26 protein-coding genes are annotated in these 23,471 nt (G+C 47.7%); 15 read left to right on the top strand and 11 right to left on the bottom strand.

All coding sequences use genetic code 11. The features are described from left to right. Positions 1–94: 94 nt before the first annotated feature. Positions 95–805: a tRNA1(Val) (adenine(37)-N6)-methyltransferase gene (locus RIG68_RS14445; protein WP_350123487.1), complete on the top strand. Its 711-nt coding sequence runs from the start codon at positions 95–97 to the stop codon at positions 803–805. Positions 806–811: 6 nt separating this feature from the next. Here the strand turns inward: RIG68_RS14445 and RIG68_RS14450 are convergent, their stop codons facing one another. Then, positions 812–2,167 (bottom strand): saccharopine dehydrogenase family protein, encoded by a 1,356-nt coding sequence (locus RIG68_RS14450; protein ID WP_350123490.1) that lies wholly within the window; start codon positions 2,165–2,167, stop codon positions 812–814. A gap of 80 nt (positions 2,168–2,247) precedes the next feature. On the opposite strand from RIG68_RS14450, the gene RIG68_RS14455 reads away from it, so the two are divergent. Beyond that, positions 2,248–2,751 carry a cytidine deaminase gene (locus RIG68_RS14455; RefSeq protein WP_350123493.1) on the top strand — a complete coding sequence of 168 codons (504 nt, stop codon included), beginning with the start codon at positions 2,248–2,250 and terminating at the stop codon, positions 2,749–2,751. On the opposite strand, the gene RIG68_RS14460 is transcribed toward RIG68_RS14455, so the two are convergent. The 3 genes from RIG68_RS14460 to ubiE form a co-directional block, all read right to left on the bottom strand. Continuing rightward, positions 2,752–3,504 carry an SDR family NAD(P)-dependent oxidoreductase gene (locus RIG68_RS14460; RefSeq protein ID WP_350123496.1) on the bottom strand — a complete coding sequence of 251 codons (753 nt, stop codon included), beginning with the start codon at positions 3,502–3,504 and terminating at the stop codon, positions 2,752–2,754. A 135-nt stretch (positions 3,505–3,639) separates the two neighbouring features. Beyond that, complete coding sequence (porT, locus tag RIG68_RS14465) at positions 3,640–4,377, bottom strand: type IX secretion/gliding motility protein PorT/SprT (RefSeq protein WP_350123499.1); 738 nt, start codon at positions 4,375–4,377, stop codon at positions 3,640–3,642. Next, positions 4,326–5,048, bottom strand: a complete 723-nt coding sequence (gene ubiE, locus RIG68_RS14470) for a bifunctional demethylmenaquinone methyltransferase/2-methoxy-6-polyprenyl-1,4-benzoquinol methylase UbiE (RefSeq protein ID WP_350123502.1) — start codon at positions 5,046–5,048, stop codon at positions 4,326–4,328. The genes porT and ubiE overlap by 52 nt, the downstream gene beginning before the upstream one ends. 146 nt (positions 5,049–5,194) lie before the next feature. Between ubiE and yihA the strand changes: the two genes are divergently transcribed. Genes yihA through RIG68_RS14485 form a run of 3 tightly spaced genes read left to right on the top strand, consistent with a single transcriptional unit; the run spans position 5,195 to position 6,749 of the window. Next, entirely contained in the window at positions 5,195–5,806 is a 612-nt protein-coding gene (yihA, locus tag RIG68_RS14475) for a ribosome biogenesis GTP-binding protein YihA/YsxC (protein WP_350078953.1), read from the top strand. A gap of 53 nt (positions 5,807–5,859) precedes the next feature. Then, on the top strand, positions 5,860–6,414 hold the full coding sequence (locus tag RIG68_RS14480) for a DUF5606 family protein (protein ID WP_350123507.1): 555 nt from the start codon (positions 5,860–5,862) through the stop codon (positions 6,412–6,414). Then, complete coding sequence (locus tag RIG68_RS14485; protein ID WP_350123510.1) at positions 6,414–6,749, top strand: hypothetical protein; 336 nt, start codon at positions 6,414–6,416, stop codon at positions 6,747–6,749. The genes RIG68_RS14480 and RIG68_RS14485 overlap by 1 nt, the downstream gene beginning before the upstream one ends. Here the strand turns inward: RIG68_RS14485 and fbp are convergent. The 4 genes from fbp to RIG68_RS14505 form a co-directional block, all read right to left on the bottom strand. After that, positions 6,712–7,737: a class 1 fructose-bisphosphatase gene (gene fbp, locus RIG68_RS14490; protein WP_350123513.1), complete on the bottom strand. Its 1,026-nt coding sequence runs from the start codon at positions 7,735–7,737 to the stop codon at positions 6,712–6,714. The two genes, RIG68_RS14485 and fbp, sit on opposite strands and share 38 nt — an antisense overlap. A gap of 86 nt (positions 7,738–7,823) precedes the next feature. Then, the gene (locus RIG68_RS14495) at positions 7,824–8,702 is read right to left on the bottom strand and encodes a fructosamine kinase family protein (RefSeq protein ID WP_350123516.1); all 879 of its coding nucleotides are present in this window, start codon (positions 8,700–8,702) and stop codon (positions 7,824–7,826) included. Then, the gene (locus RIG68_RS14500; RefSeq protein WP_350123519.1) at positions 8,703–9,173 is read right to left on the bottom strand and encodes a low molecular weight protein-tyrosine-phosphatase; all 471 of its coding nucleotides are present in this window, start codon (positions 9,171–9,173) and stop codon (positions 8,703–8,705) included. 190 nt (positions 9,174–9,363) lie between these two features. Next, a complete protein-coding gene (locus RIG68_RS14505) occupies positions 9,364–10,458 on the bottom strand; it encodes a serine hydrolase domain-containing protein (protein ID WP_350123521.1) in 1,095 nt (364 codons plus the stop codon). Between the two features lie 126 nt (positions 10,459–10,584). Here RIG68_RS14505 and RIG68_RS14510 point away from each other — a divergent pair, with 126 nt between their 5' ends. Then, positions 10,585–11,985, top strand: coding sequence for a Gfo/Idh/MocA family oxidoreductase (locus RIG68_RS14510; protein ID WP_350123524.1), 1,401 nt, complete (start codon positions 10,585–10,587; stop codon positions 11,983–11,985). A 24-nt stretch (positions 11,986–12,009) separates the two neighbouring features. On the opposite strand, the gene RIG68_RS14515 is transcribed toward RIG68_RS14510, so the two are convergent. Further along, positions 12,010–12,645: a TVP38/TMEM64 family protein gene (locus RIG68_RS14515; RefSeq protein WP_350123527.1), complete on the bottom strand. Its 636-nt coding sequence runs from the start codon at positions 12,643–12,645 to the stop codon at positions 12,010–12,012. A gap of 105 nt (positions 12,646–12,750) precedes the next feature. Between RIG68_RS14515 and RIG68_RS14520 the strand changes: the two genes are divergently transcribed. The 3 genes from RIG68_RS14520 (at position 12,751) to RIG68_RS14530 (ending at position 15,825) form a co-directional block, all read left to right on the top strand. After that, positions 12,751–13,197 (top strand): pyridoxamine 5'-phosphate oxidase family protein, encoded by a 447-nt coding sequence (locus tag RIG68_RS14520; RefSeq protein ID WP_350123529.1) that lies wholly within the window; start codon positions 12,751–12,753, stop codon positions 13,195–13,197. Positions 13,198–13,347: 150 nt separating this feature from the next. Next, positions 13,348–14,862: a Gfo/Idh/MocA family protein gene (locus tag RIG68_RS14525; RefSeq protein ID WP_350123532.1), complete on the top strand. Its 1,515-nt coding sequence runs from the start codon at positions 13,348–13,350 to the stop codon at positions 14,860–14,862. A 90-nt stretch (positions 14,863–14,952) separates the two neighbouring features. Continuing rightward, complete coding sequence (locus RIG68_RS14530) at positions 14,953–15,825, top strand: TIM barrel protein (RefSeq protein ID WP_350123535.1); 873 nt, start codon at positions 14,953–14,955, stop codon at positions 15,823–15,825. A gap of 65 nt (positions 15,826–15,890) precedes the next feature. Here RIG68_RS14530 and RIG68_RS14535 read toward each other — a convergent pair whose 3' ends face one another. Both RIG68_RS14535 and RIG68_RS14540 read right to left on the bottom strand, forming a co-directional pair. Beyond that, positions 15,891–16,754, bottom strand: coding sequence for a hypothetical protein (locus tag RIG68_RS14535; protein ID WP_350123538.1), 864 nt, complete (start codon positions 16,752–16,754; stop codon positions 15,891–15,893). 476 nt (positions 16,755–17,230) lie between these two features. After that, positions 17,231–18,244: a pirin family protein gene (locus tag RIG68_RS14540; RefSeq protein ID WP_350123541.1), complete on the bottom strand. Its 1,014-nt coding sequence runs from the start codon at positions 18,242–18,244 to the stop codon at positions 17,231–17,233. A gap of 220 nt (positions 18,245–18,464) precedes the next feature. Between RIG68_RS14540 and RIG68_RS14545 the strand changes: the two genes are divergently transcribed. From RIG68_RS14545 to RIG68_RS14570, 6 genes are all read left to right on the top strand, one after another. Continuing rightward, a complete protein-coding gene (locus tag RIG68_RS14545; RefSeq protein WP_350123544.1) occupies positions 18,465–19,286 on the top strand; it encodes a hypothetical protein in 822 nt (273 codons plus the stop codon). 151 nt (positions 19,287–19,437) lie between these two features. Then, positions 19,438–20,559: a hypothetical protein gene (locus tag RIG68_RS14550; protein WP_350123546.1), complete on the top strand. Its 1,122-nt coding sequence runs from the start codon at positions 19,438–19,440 to the stop codon at positions 20,557–20,559. Positions 20,560–21,122: 563 nt separating this feature from the next. Then, positions 21,123–21,752: a DUF5343 domain-containing protein gene (locus RIG68_RS14555; RefSeq protein WP_350123548.1), complete on the top strand. Its 630-nt coding sequence runs from the start codon at positions 21,123–21,125 to the stop codon at positions 21,750–21,752. Further along, a complete protein-coding gene (locus RIG68_RS14560; RefSeq protein ID WP_350123550.1) occupies positions 21,752–22,327 on the top strand; it encodes a Swt1 family HEPN domain-containing protein in 576 nt (191 codons plus the stop codon). The genes RIG68_RS14555 and RIG68_RS14560 overlap by 1 nt, the downstream gene beginning before the upstream one ends. A gap of 27 nt (positions 22,328–22,354) precedes the next feature. Beyond that, the gene (locus RIG68_RS14565) at positions 22,355–22,945 is read left to right on the top strand and encodes a hypothetical protein (protein ID WP_350123553.1); all 591 of its coding nucleotides are present in this window, start codon (positions 22,355–22,357) and stop codon (positions 22,943–22,945) included. Positions 22,946–23,173: 228 nt separating this feature from the next. Further along, positions 23,174–23,371, top strand: coding sequence for a hypothetical protein (locus tag RIG68_RS14570; protein ID WP_350123556.1), 198 nt, complete (start codon positions 23,174–23,176; stop codon positions 23,369–23,371). Positions 23,372–23,471 lie beyond the last annotated feature (100 nt).

Below are 23,471 nucleotides of genomic sequence, written 5' to 3' on the forward strand. Positions count from 1 at the left end.
GCAGTGAAAATCTTTTTTAGCCTTTCAAACAGTGATTTTACCAGCTGCAAATGAGTGTATCACGGAAGGTGTGAGGTGTTGACAGGGATATCGTATGGGAAATAACTTCTTTCAATTCAAGCAATTCAGGATCAATCAGGATGGTGCGGCCATGAAGGTGAGCACTGAGGGCTGCCTGTTAGGAGCTATTGCCACCTGTGGTGGCGATGCCAGTGTTCTGGATATTGGCTCCGGCACGGGGCTGCTGGCTTTAATGATCGCTCAACGAACGAATGGAAAAATAACGTCGGTTGAAGCTGACGGGGAGGCAGCTGCACAGGCGCTTCGAAATGTGGAAAGCAGTCCATGGAGGGAAAGAGTGAATATCGTCAACACTACCATTCAGGTTTTTGCTGAAGAAGCTCCCGAGTGTTTCGACATGATTGTTTCCAATCCACCTTTTTATACCAACTACGTGCCATCCGATGACGTCAGAAGAAAGCTGGCGATGCATACTTATAGCCTTTCAATGAAGGACCTGGCTGCTGTTGTCGGTAAGCTGCTAATGCCGGAGGGAAGGTTTTATGTGATCTATCCCGCCTACGAGGCAGGACTGTTTGCCCAAACGGCCAAACTACAAGGGCTGCATCCGTTAGAAAACCACATCATCAGAAACAAGGAAGGAGGCTCGATATTCAGAATGATCACCTGCTATGCGAAAACTGAAGCCAAGACAACACAAAGTGAACTGGTAATACGAGATGACTCAAATGCCTATACCGCAGCCTTTAAAAAGCTGCTGGCACCGTATTACCTGAATTTATGACGGTTCCTATCCTTTGGCTGTTTCCATCAAGTCTATTTCCCTTTCACTGAATTCAAATCCCATGGCTTCCAGCTCCTTCAGCACAGGCTTATAAATTTCTCTCTTCGTGGGTATTTGCACACCACTCAGTTTGAACTCCCCATTCAAAATCATTTTGGCACCAATGCCCAGAGGTAGCCCCACTGTTTTGGCCATGGCCGTATCGTTGGCATTGTCGCCCATTACCACCATGTACGACTGGATTTCTCTGGCCTGGTCGCCTTCCATAAAATCAAACTTGTGCCACATCACGATCATGTCCTTTTCGTCTTTGCGGGGCGTCCACTTTTTCTTGAGAATATGCTCCAGAATTTGTGCCGGAGTGCCTTCCTTCAGCCCAACCAATTCATCCTCAAACAGACCCAGCCACTTCAGCTTGTACATTTCTTCCGACTCCATATCAATATTCAAGTAATGGGCCAGTTTTAACTCGACAGAGTCGTGAGGGTTGAAATACAGGAAGGAATTGATGAACTGCCGGTGTGTCATTTCGTCGACTCTCTCCATTTTAAAGGAGTCGTCGGTGGCTCCGAGTTGAATGAAAATGTCCCAGGCCTTGCAGAACCCGGGCCTGCGCAGGGTGCCCCTGTAAAGTGTTTGGATGTCCTGAAGCTCATACGAATCGACGTACTTCAGTGAATCCCTGTTGGCGTATCCTTCAAAATAGCCATGCCCGGGTATGTGGATGACTTCTGTGCGCCTGAACACCTTGTGATAGGGAATATACTTAAATCGCCCCTCCTGAATAAACTTCACAATGCCCTGCCCTGCCAGCACCACGTTGCGGGGGTTCCATGTAAATTTGTACTGCCATGGGTTGTCCTCCGTGGAAGGTGCCAGCAGGCCTCCGGTGAAGGTTTCGAACGCATGGAGCTTGTAGCCTTTGTCTTTGATCCGGTCAAGCACCTTCATGGCCGACATATGATCGAGGCCAGGGTCGAGGCCCATTTCCATGACGCAAATAGCTCCTTTGGCTTTGAATTTTTCATCAAGCGCTTTGACGTCGTCGGAGACGTACGACGCCGTAATCATGTTGATGCCATGCTCTGCACACACTTCAGCCACGTGGATATGGAACTTGGCTGGAAGCATAGAAATGACCAGGTCGGATTGCGTTATTTCTTTGGTTTTTTGCTCCTGGTTAAAAATATCAAAAGAAATTACCTGTACGTTTTCAGCCGAACCAAACTTTTCACTTAAGAAGCCTACATCAAGATCGCCAATGCAAAGCTGCCAGTTGTTCTCTTTTAAGAGGCTAATGAGATAGTTGATTAAAGAGAAGGAAGATCTTCCGGCTCCGACTAACAGTATGCGCTTCGTCATGTATATTTTTGGGTTAAATCGCTCGAAAATTAGCCGATTTGGTGGAGGCTTTAAAACTTTTTCAACAATAAATCAGTATAATGCTGTCCATCGAATATGTATACATGAGAAGAACGGGCAAAGTAGAAATCGATTATACAATCGTGTCATTAAAGGAGCTCAGCAAAGAAGAGGCAGCGCTAATGGAAAGCGCCTTGCAGGCACGCTTTACTGCACACGCCCCTTATTCCAACTTTCAGGTGGGGGCGGCGGCATTGCTGGCTGACGGCACAGTGGTCGTCGGTTCCAATCAGGAAAACCGTTCCTTCCCTGCAGGGCTTTGCGCTGAGAGGGTTTGCCTGTATCACGCTTCCTCCAATTACCCAGATACGCCTATTGAAATGCTGACCGTTGTCGCTTTTCCGGCAAAGTCGGAGGTGGCGGAACCAGCTCACCCGTGTGGAGGCTGCCGACAGGTGATGATGGAAATGCAGCATAAGCAACACCGTCCGTTCAGGCTGCTATTGCTTTACCCCAACGATGAAGTGCTGGTGCTCGAAAAAGCCAGTGATTTGATGCCGTTTCCTTTTGAGTCCGAAATTTGATCAAGGTTCTCTGTGCACCATGGTGGCGCTTGCCTGGGCGGTCGGGAATAGGACGATGTCGCTTAGCAGCACATGAGGAGGCCTGGTAACCACATACTTGATAACATCCGCCACGTCATCGCCTGTCAGAGGTTTCATTCCCTTGTAAACCTGTTTGGCTTTTTCTTCGTCGCCTTTGAAGCGAACTAGCGAAAACTCGGTTTCCACCAGGCCGGGGTGAATGCCTGTTACTCGAATGCCGTAAGGGTTCAGATCCAGTCGCATTCCGTTGGTGATGGCATCTACGGCATGCTTGCTGGCGCAATACACATTGCCTTTTGGATACACCTCTTTCCCGGCAATTGACCCAATGTTTACAATAAAACCCGACTTTTTTTCTACCATACCAGGGATGATGGCCTTGCTTACATAAAGCAACCCCTTCACATTAATGTCAATCATGTCGTCCCAGTCCTTCGTGCTGCCCTCATGAATAACATCCATGCCATGCGCATTGCCGGCATTATTGATAAGCACATCGATATCTCTCCAGTTCGATGGCAGCGACTCAATAGCCTGGTTCACGGCCCGCTGATCTCTTACATCGAAGCTCAGTACGTGCACATCAGTTTCGGTTCGCAGGTTGTGCGCCAGCTCCTCCAGCTTGTCTCTTCGCCTTCCGCAAATGATCAGATAAAACTGGTCAGCAAGGTAATGAGCAGTAGATTTTCCTATGCCTGAAGTGGCGCCGGTGATAAGGGCAATTTTTTTCATAGAGCTAGCATGCTTTTGTGAGTAAACAGCGGCAATTAAAGATATAGAGACCTAAACTTCAACCAAATGGCACATAGCCTGCCACAATCAGTGGACAAATAGTCGCTGAAAGTTGAGAGTGGTCATCGGGGCAAATTAAGATGGGCCACCTTCGAAGGTGATGTAAAGAGTCAGATTGTGAGGTGAAACCCGCTTTAGCGGATCGTTGTACTTGTTGACGTCGTTAGTCAGGATATTGGAGATTCCCCAGGAGTAGCGAATTTCCGGGGCGAACTTGAACAGCGGGTAGTAGAGGTCGAAGCCAACACCGGCTTCCAGGGCTACAGAAGTGCTTTTGGTGAGCAAACGCTCGCTGGCGTCTGCTTTGTCGTCTTTTCCACGGGCCTCAATGGTAGGAGTGATGCCGCCTATCAGGTACATGCCAATATTATCACGCCTCACTGATCGGTATTTCAGCAGCATAGGCAACTCCACCGTGGTGGCGTCAACCAGCTGCTCCAGTGTGTTTCCTGTCACCGACCGATAAAGTAGTTTGTTTTCGTAGAATCCAACGGTGATCAAAAACCGGAAATCGAGGTATTGCATCACCCTCATGTTGGAAATAAAGCCAATTTTGAAGCCGCCCAGGCTGTGAGGAACTACCGAATGAAGCGTGTCATCGGCAGCAAAGGCATCGGAATATTGAATGGCATATCGGGAACTGTGCAGACCCATTCCAAATCCATAGTGAAGAAACTTTTCAGTGTAGTTGGGCAGGTTGATGACAGTGCTGTGCTGCGCTACGGATGACGAAGCAAGGCTAAGCAGCAAAATAATTATTGCTACTTGATGCCGGTATAAATGGAGCAAATGCCGAAGGTTTGTGGTTTGCATATTGTTTTTTTGAACCCAACCCGATCCAGTATGTTAGTAAACAGCGCCCCGTCGGGAAACGCTTTTACCGACTCGGGAAGGTATGTATATGCCGCCCGGTCTTTGGAAATCATTCTGCCGATAATAGGCAATATGTACTTAAAATAAAAGCTATAAAGCTGCTTCATAGGAAAGCGGGTGGGTTTTGAAAATTCCAGCACCACCACTTTTCCTCCTGGTTTCAGCACCCGCCACATATCGGCCAGCCCTTTTTCCAGGTTTTCGAAGTTCCTTACCCCAAAGGCAACGATCACCGCATCGAAGGTATTGTCATCGAAGAGCAACTTTTCTGAATCACCCATCTGAAGTTCAACTTTGTCTTCCAGCTTCATGCGGGCGATTTTCTTCTTGCCCATGGCCAGCATGCCCTCCGAAATGTCGACACCAATTACTTTGTCGGGTTTCAATGAAAGGGCTTCAATAGCGAAATCGCCGGTGCCCGTAGCGATGTCGAGTATTTGCTTTGGCTTGATCTCTTTCAGCTCCCGAACAGCTTTTTTTCTCCAAACGATATCGATGCCAAGGCTGAGGAAGTGATTAAGGAAATCGTATCTGCGGCTAATGTTGTTGAACATTTCAGCCACCTGAGCTTTCTTGCTTCCTTCCTTTTCTTTGTAGGGTACTACGGTCATCTAGTGCAAATAATTGTCAATAAAACCAGTAAAAGGCCAATGAATGAGGGAACTGGTGTGCGAAACTTTTCGCAAGTATACTGCAAACCTTGCGTTTTTAAAATTTGTTCTCAGCAGGGTTTGTATCTTTGCCAAAATTTCAAAAAATGCGGATTGATACAGCCACTTTTCTGGCAAGCTATGCCAACGTTAATACCTGCCCGGAATCCGAGCTGCCCGAGTATGCTTTCATCGGGCGAAGCAACGTCGGCAAGTCGTCGCTGATCAACATGCTGACCAACCACAGTAAATTGGCCAAAACGTCGTCAAAGCCAGGAAAGACACAGTTGCTCAACCAATTCTTGATCAACGATTCGTGGCTGCTGATGGACATGCCGGGCTATGGCTGGGCCAAAGTAAGCAAAACTGAAAAGGCCAAGTGGGAGATCATGAACCAGCAATACTTGCTGGAAAGGAAGAACCTGTGCAACCTGTTTGTGCTCATCGATTCGAGGCTGCCTCCGCAAAAAATTGACCTGGAGTTTCTCAACTGGGCAGGGGAGAATGAAATACCACTATCAATTGTGTTCACCAAAGCCGATAAACAATCGAAAAACCACACCCAATCTTCAGTAGCGGCCTTTATGAGGGAATTGAAGAAGTATTGGATTTTCCTTCCTCCATCGTTCGTAACCTCCGCAGAAGACAAGCGGGGAAAGGAAGAATTGCTCGGATATATAGAAGAAGCCAATGGGCTTTTTATGCAAAAAAGTGATTAAGCGTTGAATGGTGAGATTAAAATATCTAAAATTGCGCCCACAAACTGACAAATATGGAGTTTAAAGAAATTGCAACAGTGTCTGGCAAAGGCGGACTTTACAAAGTTCTCAATCCTACCCGCTCAGGCGTCATACTGGAATCGTTAGATGAGAAGAAGTCCAAGCTGATAGTCAACGCTAACTCCAAAGTGTCTATCCTTCATGAGATTTCTATTTACACCACCGACAATGAAGGCACGGTGGCGTTGGAGGACGTGATGCGCAAGGTGCACAAGGAATTTGCCGGCGACACTGGTCTAACCAAAAACTCTGATAACGAGGAGCTGAAGTCATTTCTGAAGCATGTGTTGCCCACTTACGATGCCGACAGGGTATACGTGTCCGACATTAAGAAGCTGGTGAACTGGTACAGCATTTTGGTGGAGGTGGCCCCTGAGGTTTTCGACGAGCCCAAAGAAGAGGTGAAGGAAGAAAAGCCTGCTAAAGCCAAAGCGCCTAAAGAAGCGGGTGAAAAGAAAGCTCCTGCTGCCAAGGCCGCTGAAAAGCAACCTAAGGAAGAAAAGACCAAGGCCAAGCCCGCAGCCAAAAAGAAGTCCGCAGACAAGTAATGGCCGAACGTGATCTTGCCAACAGGGCTCTGGAGTTGCTGAACAAGCATTTCGAGGTGCCTGAAAGTGTTGAGAACACCGCAGCTGATGATGAAGACAAAGCCAGGAGTCTGCTTATAGAAGTGCTGACTCCTGTCGTTCGCCGAATGCTTGATCAATCCTTTGAACAGCTACTGAACATCCTCTACCGGATCGACTTGCCTGAACCTAAAGTCATATCCTTGCTGGAAGAGAGCGCACCCGAACAGGTGGCGGGTAATCTTACAGCTGCCATTGTAGACCGGCAGCTGGAGAAAATTAAGCTACGGGAGAAGTATCGGCAGTCGCCAGACTGAACGACTCTGCCATTTCCATCATTTCGCTGGATCCGATAAAAAAGGGTGTTCTCTGGTGAAGCTCGTTGGGTAGTAAATCAAGAATTCTGTTTCCTTTTCCGTCTGTGGCTTTTCCGCCTGCCTGCTCAATGATATAGGCTAGTGCATTGCATTCGTAAAGCAGTCTCAGCTTTCCGTTAGGCGCTTTCGAAGTAGCCGGGTAAATATAAATGCCGCCTTTCAGCATGTTTCTGTGAAAGTCGCCGACCAACGAGCCAATATACCGGGCTGTGAGTTGGTTTTCCTTGCAGTGCTGAATATACTGCTGAACACCAGGATCGAAAAGCTGACTCGACCCTTCGTTGATGGAGTAAATATTGCCAGTGGTTGGAGTTTTCATGTTGGGGTGCGACAGAAAGAACTCTCCCAGCGACGGATCATAAGTAAATCCATTGACCCCGTGTCCTGTGCTGTACACCAGCATGGTAGAAGAGCCGTAGAGCAAATAGCCTGCCGCCACCTGGTCATCACCTTTTTGCAGCACATCCTCCCGCAGGGCGGGGCCACCTACCGGCGATAGTCTTCGGTAAACTGAAAAAATAGTACCAATGGATACATTGACGTCGATATTGGAAGAACCATCAAGCGGGTCGATGGCAACGATGTACCGGCCATGAGGATTGTTAAGGTCGATGATGCCGTCGTCTTCTTCCGAAACAATGGCGCACACCTCGCCGCCGTTTCTCAGCGCTCTTTTGAAACGGATATTGGCAATGACATCAAGCTTTTGTTGATTTTCACCCTGGATGTTCTGCTCACCGACTGAGCCTCCCAGATCCACCAGGCCGGCACGGCTAATCTCTCGATTGATGATTTTGCCTGCCAGCCCGATGTCTCTCAGAATTTGGGATAATTCCCCGGTAGCGAAAGAAAATTCGTCTTGTTTGTTTTTAATAAAACGATCAAGCGTTGTGCCAACAGGTTGGCCCAATTTGCTTTTGTCTACCATCCGCTTAAACTTTGGGTTAATGTCTAAAACAGGCTTAAAACTACATCTAAATCGATTGCACCAGCAAGAAAACCGCTGAAAATATTTTAAATATACCTGGAAAGTGTTCGCTCAACAGCTGGGAGATAGGAGGTGCCAAACAGGTTGACATGCACCATCAGGGGGTAGAGGTTACAGAGATCGGTTCTCTCTTTCCAGCCAGGCTGCAGGGGGAAAGATTCGTGGTAGGCGGAATAGAAGGAGGCATCAAATCCTCCGAACAGCTGGGTAAAGGCCAGGTCCATTTCCCGGTGTCCGAAATAAACTGCAGGATCGATGAGCCAGGCATGTCCGTCGGGCCCTGCGTGCACGTTTCCGCTCCACAGGTCGCCGTGCAGCAGGGAAGGGGGCTCTTCAGGAAAAAGAGTGGGCAGCTTAGCGTGGAAGGCTTCAAATCGCAACACCGTGTCGTTTGCAATAAGGCCGTTATAGGCTGCCAGGCCCACCTGTGGTTTTAGCCGACACTCAATAAAGAAATCGGCCCACGATTGCTTGGATTCATTTTTTTGTGGAAGGCGGCCAATGTAGTTGTCGTGATCGAGGCCAAAGTAACTGGAGGAGTTTTGGTGAAGAGCGGCCAGTTCCCTTCCAAGTGTTTCCGCATGGTTGGCAGCCCGCCTGCCTGACTCCAGGAATTCAAGCAATAAATAATCTTTCCCTTCAATGGTACCCGTGTTGATTATTTCCGGCACCCGCACCGCTCCTGTGTCTTGCAGGAGCTTCAGCCCCCTGGCTTCCACTTCAAACATGCCTGCTGGTGCGCTTTCGTTCCATTTCAGAAAGAATACGCCAGCCTTGCAGTTTAGCTTTACCGTGTTGTTAATGCAGCCACCGGCAACAAAGCTAAAATCGATGTCTTCTGTTTCTACACCCGTACTTTGGAAAATGACCTTTTCGAAAAACGATTTGAAGTGCTCGTCAAACATTTAGAGGTTCTTTTCCCGGGCAATGCTGTCTATTAATTTGTCGCTTGCCCGCCACAGCATGTCGTACACTTGCTGAAAGCCGTCCATGCCTCCGAAGTAGGGATCGGGCACATCGAGGCTGTCTCGTCGCTCATCGAACTCTCGCATCAAGTGAAAGTGAGGATGATCCTTTTTGAAAACCGACGCAATGTCTCTGTAGTTGTTTTGATCCATGGCAAGGATATAGTCAAACTCGTGATAGTCTTCAATCCGAATCTGCCGGGCCTTGTGGTCAATAGGTGTATTGTTGCCAATGGCGCAGTCGATGGTACGTGGGTCGGGATCGGCGCCGATGTGGTAGCGTGAAGTTCCCGCTGAATCGGACGCTATCTGGTCGGACAGCCCCCGCTCTTTGAGCTGCCGGTTAAAAATTGCTTCCGCCATCGGTGACCGGCAAATATTTCCCAGGCATACAAAAAGTACCTTTATCATGCTTAAATATGGCCTTTTAAAATAAAATGAAAAAAAATAAATTATTTCCGAAAAGGGTGGTTACCTCTAGGTGGTTTCCCGTATATACCTCTACATAACACAAATTTATTCATACACCTGTTTAACAGTAAAGAAAGCCTCTTGATCTTCAGGAGGCTTTTCTTCTTTTACAGCCTTCAATATCGCTTCATTATTTGTCACCGGCGAGAAAAAGCTCGACGATCCGGTCACTCACATTTCCATACTTTGTAACAGAGGAGTTTGATAAAAGCACGAGAATCAAGCCTTCTTTGGGGTAGACCCGAAAATCAGTAATGCCTCCCACAGAGCCGCCGGTGTGGCCGAAGCCCTTTCTGCCGTTCTTTTCCCAAACACCCCAACCAACCCCGTAACCAGTTGGGTTGCCGTCTGCCAGCACTTGAGAGGTGAGCAAAATGGAACGACTGCTATCGCTCAGGAAAGTTCCTGTTCTGTAGGCTTCACCAAATTTTATCAGGTCGGTGGTGCAGGAAATAAATCCGCCGCCAGCCCATTTGTAGCTGTTATCAACATAAGTTGCGTTCACGATGCTTCCCAGGCTGTCGAGGTCGTAGAAAGAGGTGCGCCCCTGGATAATCTCGTGGTTGACATCTGGTGTGGTACGGCCCATGTGCAGGGCGTCAAACACATTCTTTTGCACAAAAGGAAGAAAATCTTCCCCGCTGGCACCTTCTACCACGGCACTCAGGAGGTTGAAGCCATAGCTCGAATACGAATACCGTGTGCCGGGCTCAAACAATAACGTATCGTCTTTGAAAATATCGAGTCCCTCCGCAACCGTGGGGTAATAGCTGCTGCTTAGCATTTCATTTCCCCTGTAGTGCCTGATGCCTGCAATATGGCCGCCCACCTGTTTCACGGTTACGGGATACTTCTTTGCTGGGAAATTGGGTACGTAGGTTTGCACAGGTTGTGTGAGGTCGAGTTTACCTTCATCCATCAGCCACGCAACAGCAGATGCAGCTATCGGCTTTGAAACACTACCTATCCTGAAAAGCGTGTAACCTGCTTTGACAGGGACTTCGTTCTCAAGATCGGCATAGCCAAAACCTTGTGACCATACAATCTCGCCATTGATGGCAACGGCTACGTCGATGCCCGGCACTTTCTCAGCGGTCATCAGCGAATCTATCATTCGGCTGCTTTCGGCAATGGCTGCTTCGTAAGGTGCGGAAGACGTTTCGGGTTGTTGGCAACTGTAAGCGAAACAGATAGCGGCAAGGTAGGTCAGGAGCATTTTTTTCATCACTCAATATAATCAAATTTGAAAACAGGGCAGCCGCCGCTCACATCAGCCATTTGGAGAATGACAAGAAATGCTTCGAATTCCCGGGACAAATGGTTATCTTGATTGAAACCTATTTAAATACATATGCAGAGAAGATCATTTGTAGCTACTACCGGAGCGGCCGTGGCCGGCTCCATGTTGGTGAATCCCATGAATGCTTTCGCCCGCCGGGCAAAAAGGAAAGTAGTAATGGTAGGCACAGGGTCAAGGGGAATTGGCTTCTGGGGAAAGAGGGTTGTTAACAGCTACGGCGACGACCTTGAGTTTGTTGGCCTGCATGATGTGAACAAAGGGCGGATGGAGTTGGCTAAAAACGACTTTGCGCCCAACGCCAAGATGTTCGACAACTTCGACGACATGCTTGACAAAACGAAGCCGGATCTGGTGATTGTTACCACCATGGATTCTACGCACCATGAGTTTGTTATCAAATCGCTGAACAAAGGCTATAACGTGCTAACAGAAAAGCCCATGACGACCGACGACGTCAAATGCCAGGCGATACTGGATGCTGAGCGCAAGTCGGGCAAAAAGGTGATTGTGGGCTTTAACTACAGGTATTCTACTTTGGCCACCGCCATCAAGCAGCAACTGGCGGATAATGTAGCAGGGAAACTCACCTCGGTGGACTTCCATTGGTACCTCAATGTGTACCATGGAGCGGATTACTTCCGTCGCTGGCACCGGTTGGTTGAGAACAGCGGAAGCCTTTGGGTGCACAAGGCCAGTCACCATTTCGATCTGCTCAACTGGTGGATCGACTCCGATCCGATTGAAGTGGTGGCATTTGGGGAGCTGGAGCACTACGGTAAGAACCATACTGAATTCAAGCATACCAACTGCCGGCCGTGCCCACACAAAGGCAACTGCAAGTTTTACTGGGACATGACCAAGAGCAAAAACCTGATGAGCCTGTACGCTGACAATGAAAAATATGATGGCTACCTGAGAGACGGCTGCGTATGGAAGGACGATATCAATATTTATGATAAAATGAGTGCGCAGATCAAGTATGCTAACGGAGTGGTGGTGAACTATTCGTTGACGACCTACTCACCGTACGAAGGCTGGAGAGTGGCCTTCAATGGCATGGAAGGAAGGCTGGATAGTTGGGAGGACATACCCTGGCAGCAGGGCAAGGACGAGGTAGACCAGGCCAACCGCCATGAGCTGGAAATGACGCAAGGCAAAAAGGAAGAAGCTGAGGAGTTTGACCAGATGATGGTGATGAAGAACTTTGCCGACTATCAGCAGATCAAAGTGCCGAGAGTGAGAGCGGGCCATGGCGGCGGCGACAGCCGACTGCAGGACAGAATTTTTAAAGATCCGAATGCGGCCGATCCATTGCGTCATGCAGCTGGTAGCCGTGATGGAGCCATGGCGGTGCTGATTGGTGTGGCTGCCCGAAAAAGCATAGAGCAAGGCAATAAGAAGATCAGGATTGCCGACCTGACCGATTTGAAACCCAGCGTAAAGCGACTTTAATAGCTACATGTGCGAAGGCGGGGCTTACGTTGTAAGCCTTGCCTTAAAAATCGGCCTGATGGCCAGCCAAATCAGCGGAGGCAGCCCCGCACTCAGTATCACAGCAATGGTTGGGTTTTCCGTTCCCGCACTTCCAATAAAGGCAAAAACAAATCCCATAGGAATGGCGCTGGCGGCCAGCGCAAGATGAAAGTGAGTGGCATTCATGCGTACCATGCCAGCCATGCAGGAGATTACCTCCGGAAACACGGGCAGCCAGCGGGAGAGCACCACCACCCAGCCGCCTAATTTACCAGAAAGCTTTTTGCCCTTTTCGTAGTCCTTTTCACCCAGCAGCTTGATGGCCGCCTTCTCACCCATGAGTCGGCACAGCCAGTAGCCGAAGGAACCTGTGATAAACGAACCGGCTGCACTTATCAACCCACCCACAACCGGCCCATAAATATAGCCCAGGGCAGACATGACAAGCGTGGCTGGTAGTGGCAGCAGCAAGTCGCCCATCAGCAGCACAATGCCCATGAGCCAGGCCCAGCTGCCGTACTGATTGAGCCAGCTGACCGAGCCCTCCATGGAGAAAGTCTCCATGAGTGGGTCTCCCCAAATGAAGAAGGAGATCAACACTATGGCCGCCAGGGCGAGGAAAAGGTAAAGGAGCCGCATAAACGAAAGTATTCAGGAGAGGTAATTTAAGCAAAGGGAGTTGGTTTTTATACTGCCATTTTTCGAAGGAAACCTTTAATTTTAGCTCACTAAGAAAACAAAGTTATGCCGAAACCTACGCCCGAACCGATTGACCCCGCCAAAGTACCACAGCTGGCTGCTGAGCTTGTAAAAAAGGTGAAATTCCCTGTGCTGGCTACCATCGACAGTGATCAGCCCAGATTGCGGCCCGTGTCGCCGGTGCGTACAGACGGTTTTACTGTGTATGTGGCTAACCTGAAAAGCTACGGAAAGACGGCGGAAATTGCCACCAACCCCAAAGTGGAGCTTTGTTATGTCGACGAAGAGCATAACCAGGTGCGGATTACCGGCGTGGCTGAGGTGGTCGCTGATAGAGCGCTGTTGGAAGACATCTGGAACAGCAACCGCCTGTTGCAACACTACCTGGGCAGCGTTGATAATCCGCAGCTGATCGTGTATAAGGTAGTGCCCAACCGGGTGAGGTTCATGCTGGAATGGGCGCTGGAGTACTATGAGGTGCCGCTGGCCTAGCCACTTGCCAGCGATGGTTTAATATACCGATGTTTCCGCCAACAATTTCCCCATTCAACACTTTTGCTTTGTGATCTTCATAGTCAGGTGGTAACTTATAGTACGTTCCATGTATTGAAAAAACTATAGAACGCTCTAACTACTTAAACTATGGCACCAGCAAGAAAAATCAACCGGCGGGAGTTCGTCGGGTCGGCTGCTTTGGCGTCAATGGCATTCACCATTGTTCCCAGGCATGTTGTGGGAGGCACAGGTTACGTTGCTCCCAGCGACAAGCTCAACCTGGCCTACATTGGCTGCGGCACCCAGGGCATGAGGGAAATGGTCGGCCTTATTGCCAACCCCAAGCTGCAAATCACCTCCGTTTGCGATCCCAACAAACTGAGCACCAACTACATCGATTGGTCACCTTACGGCATAAGAAACAGTATCCGAAAGGCGCTGGGCGACGACTCCTGGGGGGCGAACTTCAATGGGATTATGGGCGGAAGGGACATCGGTCTCGATTTCGTAACACGATACTATGCCAAAAACAAACCATCGGGTAAGTACAAAGGCTGCCAGTCTTACGAAGACTTCCGGGAGCTGCTGGAGAAAGAAACCGACATTGATGCGGTGAAGGTGATGACGCCTGATCATTTGCACGCTACTGTGTCGATAGCAGCCATGAAAAAAGGCAAGCATGTGGTGATCCATAAGCCCATTGCCAACCGGATGCACGAAACCAAGCTGACCATAGACACTGCCAGGAAAACCGGCACGAGCACCCACCTGCTGGCGTGGAGCAAGCGGAGTGGTAATGACGTGGTCAAGAAATGGATTGATGAGGGTGCGATTGGTAACCTTAAGGAAATTCACAACTGGTCGTACCGCCCGGTATGGCAGCAGTGGACGCAAAACCCGACCGACAAACCAGCTGTTCCTGATGGCTTCAACTGGGATCTGTGGCTGGGCCCTGTGCCTGATCGGCCCTACCACCCCGACTATACCCACTGCGTGTTCCGGGGCTGGTACGACTTCGGTGGAGGCAGCATAGCCGACATGGGCCACTACAGCCTGTGGCCACTGTTCCTGACTTTGGGAGTGAAAACGCCTGCCTACAGTGCCGAAGCTTATGGTACCACTACCAGAACAACTGTGGACGGGGTAAGCAAAGCGGTGGTGAACGATGTTGCCTTCCCTTACTCGAGTATCGTCAGGTTTAAGTTTGCCAAACAAGAGACACTTCCTGCCTTCGACCTGTTCTGGTACGACGGCGGCATGAAACCACCAACACCTGAAGAGCTTGAGGTCGATGGAAAGGACATGCCACAGGAAGGGATGATGTTCGTGGGAGATAAAGGAAAGATTTTGGCGGAGTTCAGGTGTGAAAATCCAGTACTACTGCCCGAAGCACGGATGAAAAGCTACCTGGCAGGGAAGCCAGCCCCCGAGGAAACCACGGTGCGGGGCGACGATGTTTGGATTGATGCCTTTCAAAGTAAAACGCAGTCACCTGGCAGCTTCCTTTATGCGGGGGCTACTTCTGAAACAATCAACCTTGGTGCTGTGGCCCTGCGGGCAGGCAAACGGGTGGTTTATGACTCAGCGAAAATGGAAATAACGAATGATGCCGAAGCGAACAAGTTCCTGAGAAGAGAATACAGGAAAGGCTGGGAGCTGTAAGAGAATGCAGAATTGTGGTGCCCACAACTTGTTGGTGGCACCACTTGCATCGGCAAAACTAACCGAAAGAAAAATTAAACACCTAACGATATGAACAGAAGAGACTTTATGGGAAAGACAGCGGCTGTTGGGGCTGCCTCCCTGATGGGGCCCGCAGCCTTTGCGGCCTCCAAAAAGAAACCATCAACTCCCATCATTATGAAGGATGATATTTCGCTTGCCCAATGGTCGCTGGTGGATGAGGTGAGAGAAGGGAAATGGAAAACCCTCGATTTTGCCAAAGTGGCCAGAGAAGACTTTGGTCTGAACGGAATAGAATATGTGAACACACTCATGGAAGTGCCTCACGAAAACTACCTGAAGCAGCTTAACAAAAACGCCGCCGACCACGGCGTAAAAAATGTGCTGATAATGGTAGATGCCGAAGGCGATGGAGCCTCCGATACCAAAGAGGGCCGCAGGCAGTTTGTGATCAATCACCGCAAGTGGATTGACATAGCGCAGTACCTGGGCTGCCATGCCATCCGCACCAACTGCAGAGGGCCGGAAGGTGCCAACCCGGAGGAAGCGCTTAAATGGGCCGTGGAATCGTACAATATGCTGCTGGAGTATGCCATGGAGGCCGGTATAAAGGTGGTCATTGAAAACCACGGTGGAGTTTCGAACGACGGCGACTGGATGGTGAGGCTGATGCAGGAGGTGAACAACCTGTATTTTGGCACTTATCCTGACTGGCGCCGGCCCATGGACGACTTCGACAATGTGGCCTACCTGGAGAAAACGCTGCCTTATGCCCATGGCATGAGTTACAGGAACCAGCCAACGGAGGAGTTGACCGCCAAAATGATCAACATGGCCAAAGACTCAGGGTACAGCGGCTGGTATGGCATTGAGTCGAGCGGGCGAGCGGAAATCAAAAAAGGGAAAGAGCTGCTGAACAAGTACCTGTTCGATAAAAAGTAAAGTTTGGTATATGAGAGAAGCTTTCGGCTGGCATTTGCAAGCCGAAAGCCTTTGTGGCAACTTATTTACCGCCTGTTCATAAAAGCAAACCCCCAGGTCATGTTGAGGTAGAAGCCAGTATATGGTCTTGAGCCTATTTCTCCGGTAAATACACTATTCATCAAGCGCTTGTACTCACCGTCGTGGGGATCGAGGTACCACTGAAAGCCACCACGCCAGCCAACAAACTTGTCTTTCTTCAGCTCAGGAGCAATGGCTTCGTCGCTTAAGCTTCTCACCGGGAAGAGCATGACGTCGATGAAGTACCTGCCAAAGCCAGCGCCGATTCTGTCAATATCATTGTTGATTTTTGTTTTCACATAGGCCTGCGATGTTTTTTGAACGCCAATATAAGGACCGACCAGCGACAAACTTCCTGTTGCTGCAGGGGCTTTAATACCATCGCTTTCAACACCAAGCCCACGGGAGTAAATACCTCCCCGCACGCCATATTGGTCTTTGTAGTCCATGTTGGGGATGTTGAGGTATTTGGTTTCTTCTATGTTGTATTCCTTGCCGTTTTCATATTTGCTTCCTGCATAGGGATTGTAGCTCAGGATAACCGGCACGTCTTTTATCTTCGTTTTTGTTTTTAAGGGAAGAAAAATGCCTCCTTCTAAATGGTAGCCAAGGCCTTTTCCACTCAACTGGTAAACGTCGAGTTGTGCATCGCCTTCAAATGCCAGCTTATCAGAAATGCCCATGCGGGCGTTGGCACCTACGAGGATGCTGATGTTGGCACCGGAAAACTCCGAGCCAAATTCGGGTGCAATGAACTTGGTGTAGGCCTTTTCCGGGTCGTTTTCAAGAACCGTGTAAGAGTAAGTCTGTGCTTTGACTTGGCTCAGAGCGACGACAACTGCGAATAGGGTAAGTGCTAATTTGCGCATAGGTTTTTTTTGCACAAATATCCTGGGTAGCGTCGTTTGAGGGTATCAGTGCCGTATGGCAAATTGTATCAGGGGAGGAGGGTATTTGTGCGGGTATTTCTGCCGGCAGGTGAAGATACCATGCCGGAACGACTGTGGAACAGGGTATTTATACGCCGTATTTAGCAGTCGCTAACAGAAAATTAACCGTCTTTGCGCTTGTCCGCCCTTTGGCGGGAAGGAGTGCCACTCTGTTGATCTATGTGAATGGACACAGTACGACTGTGGCAATCTTTTTGTTTGGAACCGTAATCCTAACAAAAAGATTGCTTCTCTCGCCGATACGAAGTACTCTTAATAAATAAGTCTGTGGCTCGATCGCAATGACGGTAGAGTTGGAGATCGCCCTTCGAATACTTCTGCCTGGATCGAAACTGCGGACACCAAAAAGTAAAGAGGGCGCTCTTGCGGCTTGCACAGAGCGACCTCTTTACTGGTTACCCCTTCTCCTCCACCTTACCATCGGCGTGGATGGCGAACCTGCCCTTTTCTCTCGAATGCACATGCTCGTGGTTGGGCCAGGGCCAGCCGCCAAACTGCGTGCGCTGGTACTCCTGCATCGCCTGCTGAATCTCCGCCTGGTTGTTCATCACAAACGGGCCATACTGCGCCACTGGCTCACCAATAGGTTTCCCCTGCAGCATCAGGAGAAAGCCAGGCTCCTTGCCGTTCGTTAACACTGCTTCCTGGTCGGCTTGCAGCTCCACTGCCTTGTAGGCATTGATGCTTTGGTCTTCCACCTGCAGCAACTCTCCTTTGTAGAAGTAAATCGACCGCTTGGCTCCCTTCGAAGCTTTAGGCAGTGTAAACGTAGCACCTGCTTCCATTTTAATCGTCCAGATGGCGACATCATGGTCGGCGTCATTGGCCCAGGAATGAGGTGGAGGAGTGGGGGCGGTTTTGTCGCCCAGTTTACCTGCAACGACCATTACTTCGGTCGATTTACCGTTGGCGTCTTTTACCACTTCCCTTGGGATGGTCTCATTCCACAGCATGGCAAAGTGAGGCGGCACCAGCTTGTGCTTCTGGGGCAGATTGAGCCAGATCTGGAACAGCTCCAGCGGATTGCCGTTCTCCTTGCTTAGCAAGGGAAACATTTCCGAGTGCTGCACCCCTTTGCCGGCCGTCATCCATTGCACGTCGCCATTGCCGAAGCGGGCGGCCGCTCCAAGGGAATCTGAATGGTCGATCAGACCTTTGGTGGCGATGGTCACCGTTTCGAAGCCACGGTGGGGGTGGGCCGGGAAGCCGGGCACTTTTGAGCCGTGGTACATCCTCCAACCGTCTTTGATGGTGAAGTCGTTGCCAATGGCTCTGCCAGCCAGGGAGGCATCGGGGCCCATGACGTCGTTGCCCTTAGGGTAGGCATCGGCATGGTGCACACAGAAGAGGAAGGGATCCTGGGTTTCCCAGGGGAAGCCCAGAGGTTTTATTTTGATGATGGCTGACATATCGTGTTCGTTTTAGTTATTTATATGTATATACATACAACTAACGATTCAGGTTCAAATTAGTTCTGATGGGCAAGGTAAAAAAATAGAGGAGGCGTGATGCGTCAAAGCTGCCCTCCTCTCTGTTTCTTTTTATCACTTGATTCTCAAATATTTCAGTGACATGATTTGTTTTTGACTAATAACGCTTGCATTTTCCTTCTGAGCTTACCTTGTAAAAATGATGAAGGTTTTGGTTATATTTTTTATTTTCTTGGGTTACTATGCTAGTGCCCAGCATTCTTGGGTATTTGAGCCACACATCGAGTTCGAAACATATTCAGTTTCGGAGGGGACAATAGATGGAAAATATGCCATCAAAATGTACCTTGAAGAGTCATATCAGTCGTGTAAAGCGAATGAGTCGAGCAGGTGGACGCCGCACATGGTTTATGGCTGGTACATGTACCAGAAAGTTGGGAGGAAGATACCGTTGATAGGGCATTCTTGTTATGCAGATGCCTGTGAAACAAGATTAAAGCTGTTTGTGCCTACGGATTTCACCAACTACACCCTTGACGAAAATTGCGATTTGCCCAATGCAAAAGAGGTATTTACGATTCAGCCAGGGCAAAGCCAAATGTTTTGGCAGATGGGTAAGGGCGAACCGTTGCCCGTCCAATTAAAAGATGTTCACCCTTTTAGCTTTACTTCCAAAGCCCGGATTTTGCTTTTAATGCAGGGAATAGAAATGGCGAGTTTCAACCTGAACGAACTGAGCCAAAAAGAATTGATTGAGGACGTTAAAATTTTAGCTCAGAAAAGCATCAACGGAAGTTTTCATTTGATCATTGAATATTCGCATCAATCAAATCCGGGTTCTGGAGGCCACGGGTCGTGTGGAGCTGGGGTGGAGGCGTACACAGCCTATATTAAAATAGCTCAGGACTTGACGGTGGAGACGTTTGAACAAATTCAGGTTGAGAGTTGCCTGAGCAATGATAACAATGTGGACGTGGAGTACGATCTGAATCGCCCTGAACTTGGAATCAGGGAGAAGTAGGTGCAAAAATACGGGTCTAGCAAATGCTACCCACTAAACTGCCATCGGCTATAGGTGACCTCTACAATGCTGCACGCCGACCAATGTCTATTCAAACCAATTGAATGAAAGAATAATCGAATATGTCCTTACCAAAGAAATTTAGCATTAAATGAAATCGATCCTAGTAGTGTTATTGCTTATTCCTCTTGTGTGTGCCGGCCAATTTGATGTTGAGCTATTGAAAGACACGAACAGCTATAACGGAAGTGAATATGGTTTTGCACTGATCAAAACGAACAGTGAGTCGGCTCGTCGAATCAATGAATACCTTCAGATTTCAGTTCTGGGACTATTGATAGGCAAAGAGGAGTCTTCGATCTTTGAAAATGTATGGCCAACTGAGGAGGATCATTTTAAAGGATGGGCGTTTTACCAAACCACGGTTACTTTAAATACAGAGAATCTTCTTGTGTTACAGGTTTCCAGTGAAGGATGTGCAGCCTATTGCGAGTCTGGAGATAGTTATCTGATTTTTGACGCCCGCTCGGGGAACAGAATAGAACTGGATGACCTTTTTTCAGAAGTTGGCTTTGACCTGCTAAAACAGAAGGTAAACCTTGAGAGGAAGCTGCAACTTACTAATGAAATCATAAGAACGTATGGATGGGACTCGCAAACAAAAAAAGAAATGCTTCGGGAAAACCGATCAGAATACAAGGAATCCATGAAGGAAGGCTTGGAAATAAACGAGGTGGAAAGATCGATTTACGTCGATTGCCTGGCCGGTATAGAAAAATATTCATTTCAAAAATCATTCTACCTGGATAGCACCAATATCTATCTCATCAGAGAAAGATGTTCCAATCATGCCAACCGTGGCATAGATAACGTTGGGGAATTTAGGAATGCACTCGGCATCCGGGCAATTGATGGGCTTTTATCCGATTATGGCAGGAAGGTACTTCTTGGTGAAAGGATCGATGCTACGGTTACGACCATTACTGGGATTGTTTATGACGGACTAGTTGATGCGAAGTACAGCATTAAGCTTGTCCTTAATTATGTAGAGGGAAAGTATGCTAGCGGTAAATACCTATATACCACAAGGGGTAAGGGTATAGAGTTATCAGGGATAAATCGAAATGGGATTTTTGAGATCGAGGAGCGGAATGATGACGGAGCAATTACCGGCAAGCTGAATTTTACTTTTTCCGATGGGAATCAGGCGGCAACTGGCACATGGACCTCGCCTGATGGGAAAAGTTTAAAACTGGAGTTATTCAGAGAATAGTAAGCTGCTCTCATTCAGGTCTTCAAACTGCTGTGTGGCAAACGGTGTTTAGCTATTCCTGACTCCATATTGCGGCGCAGCGCACATCCTTTTCTGCCAGGCCCGCTTCCCTCAAAAGGGAGTGAAAGCCTGGTGGCCATCAGGCGGTTTTCTGCTGGCCTGACCATTCTCCTGAAAATATCACCGAAACTGCTGGTAAATTACACGGCGTTTGACTAGTATTATTTCCGTAATTTTTATTCTCCGGCCGCATGGTTTTTTTCTGCCGGATTTTTCACCAGCCAGCGGTTTTGTCTTATCCGACTTTCTTTTTACCTGTGAACGCTTTATGGCAAGGGGAGGGCATACAGCCCGGGCAGTGAGCGCCGAAAACGCAGGGTGCCAACGGGTAAGCATGCATACAATTTGACCAGGCCGGCACCTGCTATTATATTGAATATAAACGCTAGTGCGTGGGGGACAGGGGTTTATGCAATCGTTGTCGGCAGCGCTGTAAGGACAGATTGTGCAACTGAATTAGTTTGACATTTTGCTCAAATATTTGATAACATAAACATATAGTTATGGCTCTTGCAACATCTTACCTAGTAGCAACTAACAAACTCGATGACATTTTTAATGCACTACTTTCCGCAAAGGCTCCATCAAGCTTAACAACAGGATTCCTTAAAACTTTAGGGTTCACAAGCAGTAATGATGCTCTTTATGTTCGACTTTTTAAAGACCTAGGACTAATTGACTCTTCAAATGTTCCTACTGAAAAGTACTTTAGATTTTTAGACCAAGCTGAATCAAAAAAAGTAATTGCCGAATGTATCGAAGAGGCTTATTCAGACTTATTTGCACTAAACAAAAAAGCAAATAAGTTAAGTGAAGCTGATGTCAAAGGTAAATTCAAAACCTTAACGCAAGGAACGAAGGAGGATAATATTATCAATCTAATGGCTAAAACATTTAAAGCCCTTTGTGATTATGCAGATTGGACATCCAAATCCTCAATCAAACCTCCAGATACCCCAGAGACCAAGACTACAAAAACACCAGAACCATCTGTCGAAGTCCCTCTCATTGCTGGTCATAAAAAAGGAATTAACCCTAGCCTGCATTATAATATTGAGATTCATTTACCCGAAACTCGAGATACAGCCGTTTACGATGCGATATTCAAAAGTCTTAAAGAACATTTATTCTAATGGATAATTACTACTCTTTTGTTTTTAAAGGTCTTCTAACTGAAGATGCCTTAGATAAGGTCGGAAGAAGAAACAAATCCCATTTCACTGAAGAGCAAGCTAAGAAACTTGCTTCCACACTAGCAATTGATGAAATGGACTCTGAACTAGTAATAAGGTCAAAGAGAATGTCAATAGTCTTTACAGCGATTGCAGCTTTCGAAAATTCCGTAAGGCAGTTTATTGAAAAAAAGTTGCTAGAAGAAATTGGTGAAAATTGGTGGACTGAAGCAGTGGACCCCAACATCAGGAAAAAAGCTGAAGGCAGAATGGAAGAAGAAAAGAAAATTAGGTGGCACACACCACGAGGACTAAGCCTTATAAATTACACAGAGATGAAACATCTAACTGATACGATTAGGCAAAATTGGAAACTCTTCGAACCTCACTTGGGGACTTTCGATTGGGCTTCAAATATTTTAGATACAGTTGAACGTTCTAGGAATGTTATCATGCATAGTGGTGACCTTGGCAATAGAGACATCGAACGAATTGGGTCACACATCCGTGACTGGGTAAGACAAGTTGGGGCGTAGCATGTTGACTTCATTAATAAAAATAGAATGACAATTGACACTTGGACAATAGTCAAAATAATTGGGGGTATAATTGGAACCATTTCAATTTCTGGCGCAGTCATCTGGTGGTTTGTACAATTGGCTGCTAATACTCTTGCAGATAGTTATAAAAAGAAAATTGAGCATGACTTCGAAAAGAAAATCGAAGCTTATAAAAGCCAACTTGAAATACTAAAAGCAACATCATTAAAGTACAACGACCGACAGTTTGAGCTATACATTGACCTGTGGAAGAATTTACAAGACCTCAAATTTGCCTGTATCGACTTATGGAATCATGCCAACTCCACAAACTTGAGGAAATTTGAAGCAGCATTAATGAAAACCCACAGACAAGTTGAGACTACCTCCATTCTGTTAGAGGAAAATCATTATAAGGAGCTAATCGAAATAATTGATAATCTTCAAGAGTTTGATACTGGTAAAGAGAAATTAATTGCTGCAAGGCGACTTGAAATTGATGAATGCACGATTCAGCAAATAATTGAATTCAATAGAATCAAAAAAGACCGTTGTCTACAAATTATTGAGGCAATGAAAAGCGACATTAAGTGGACAATTAAGGGGCAAAATTAATAGTTGCTATACAGCCCAGCCGCCAACAAAATGTTTATGTAATGCGGGTGGTGGTGGTGGTGGTGGTGGTGTAGCTATTAAAAGTATTTTCTTAATTTAGTTCGATGTCGGGGGGACAGAGACGTGCAAGTCGGGCTAAAAAATGTAGCGTAGCGAAATGTTTAGCCCTTCTATGCCCCGCACTCCATAAACACAAACGTTGGCACCAAATCTCTGGAGCGGCTAAACTTGACGGCAATCAGACTTTCAATCTTCGGCGTTTCTATCCTGCTCTCTTACGGGCGCACCGCCGGATATCCATGCAGCCAGTACGTATTTGAATTTGGTGGCCGGGAAAATCAACACCCGACACTGAACGTCGTTCAAGTGAAGGTAGATTGTGGCGCTTTTGGTCTTGTATCGAAGAGCGGCCGGTTGTATGATTAACGTCGTGGCCGAAGGCATATTGTACCGTAGAAAATTTAGTGGAAAATGGTGTTTTGGAAGGGGTGAGATGAATATTTTTGAATGTTCACCATAGCAAGTG

It is taken from the genome of Imperialibacter sp. (assembly GCF_040222385.1).
In the GTDB taxonomy this organism is placed as follows: Bacteria; Bacteroidota; Bacteroidia; order Cytophagales; family Cyclobacteriaceae; genus Imperialibacter.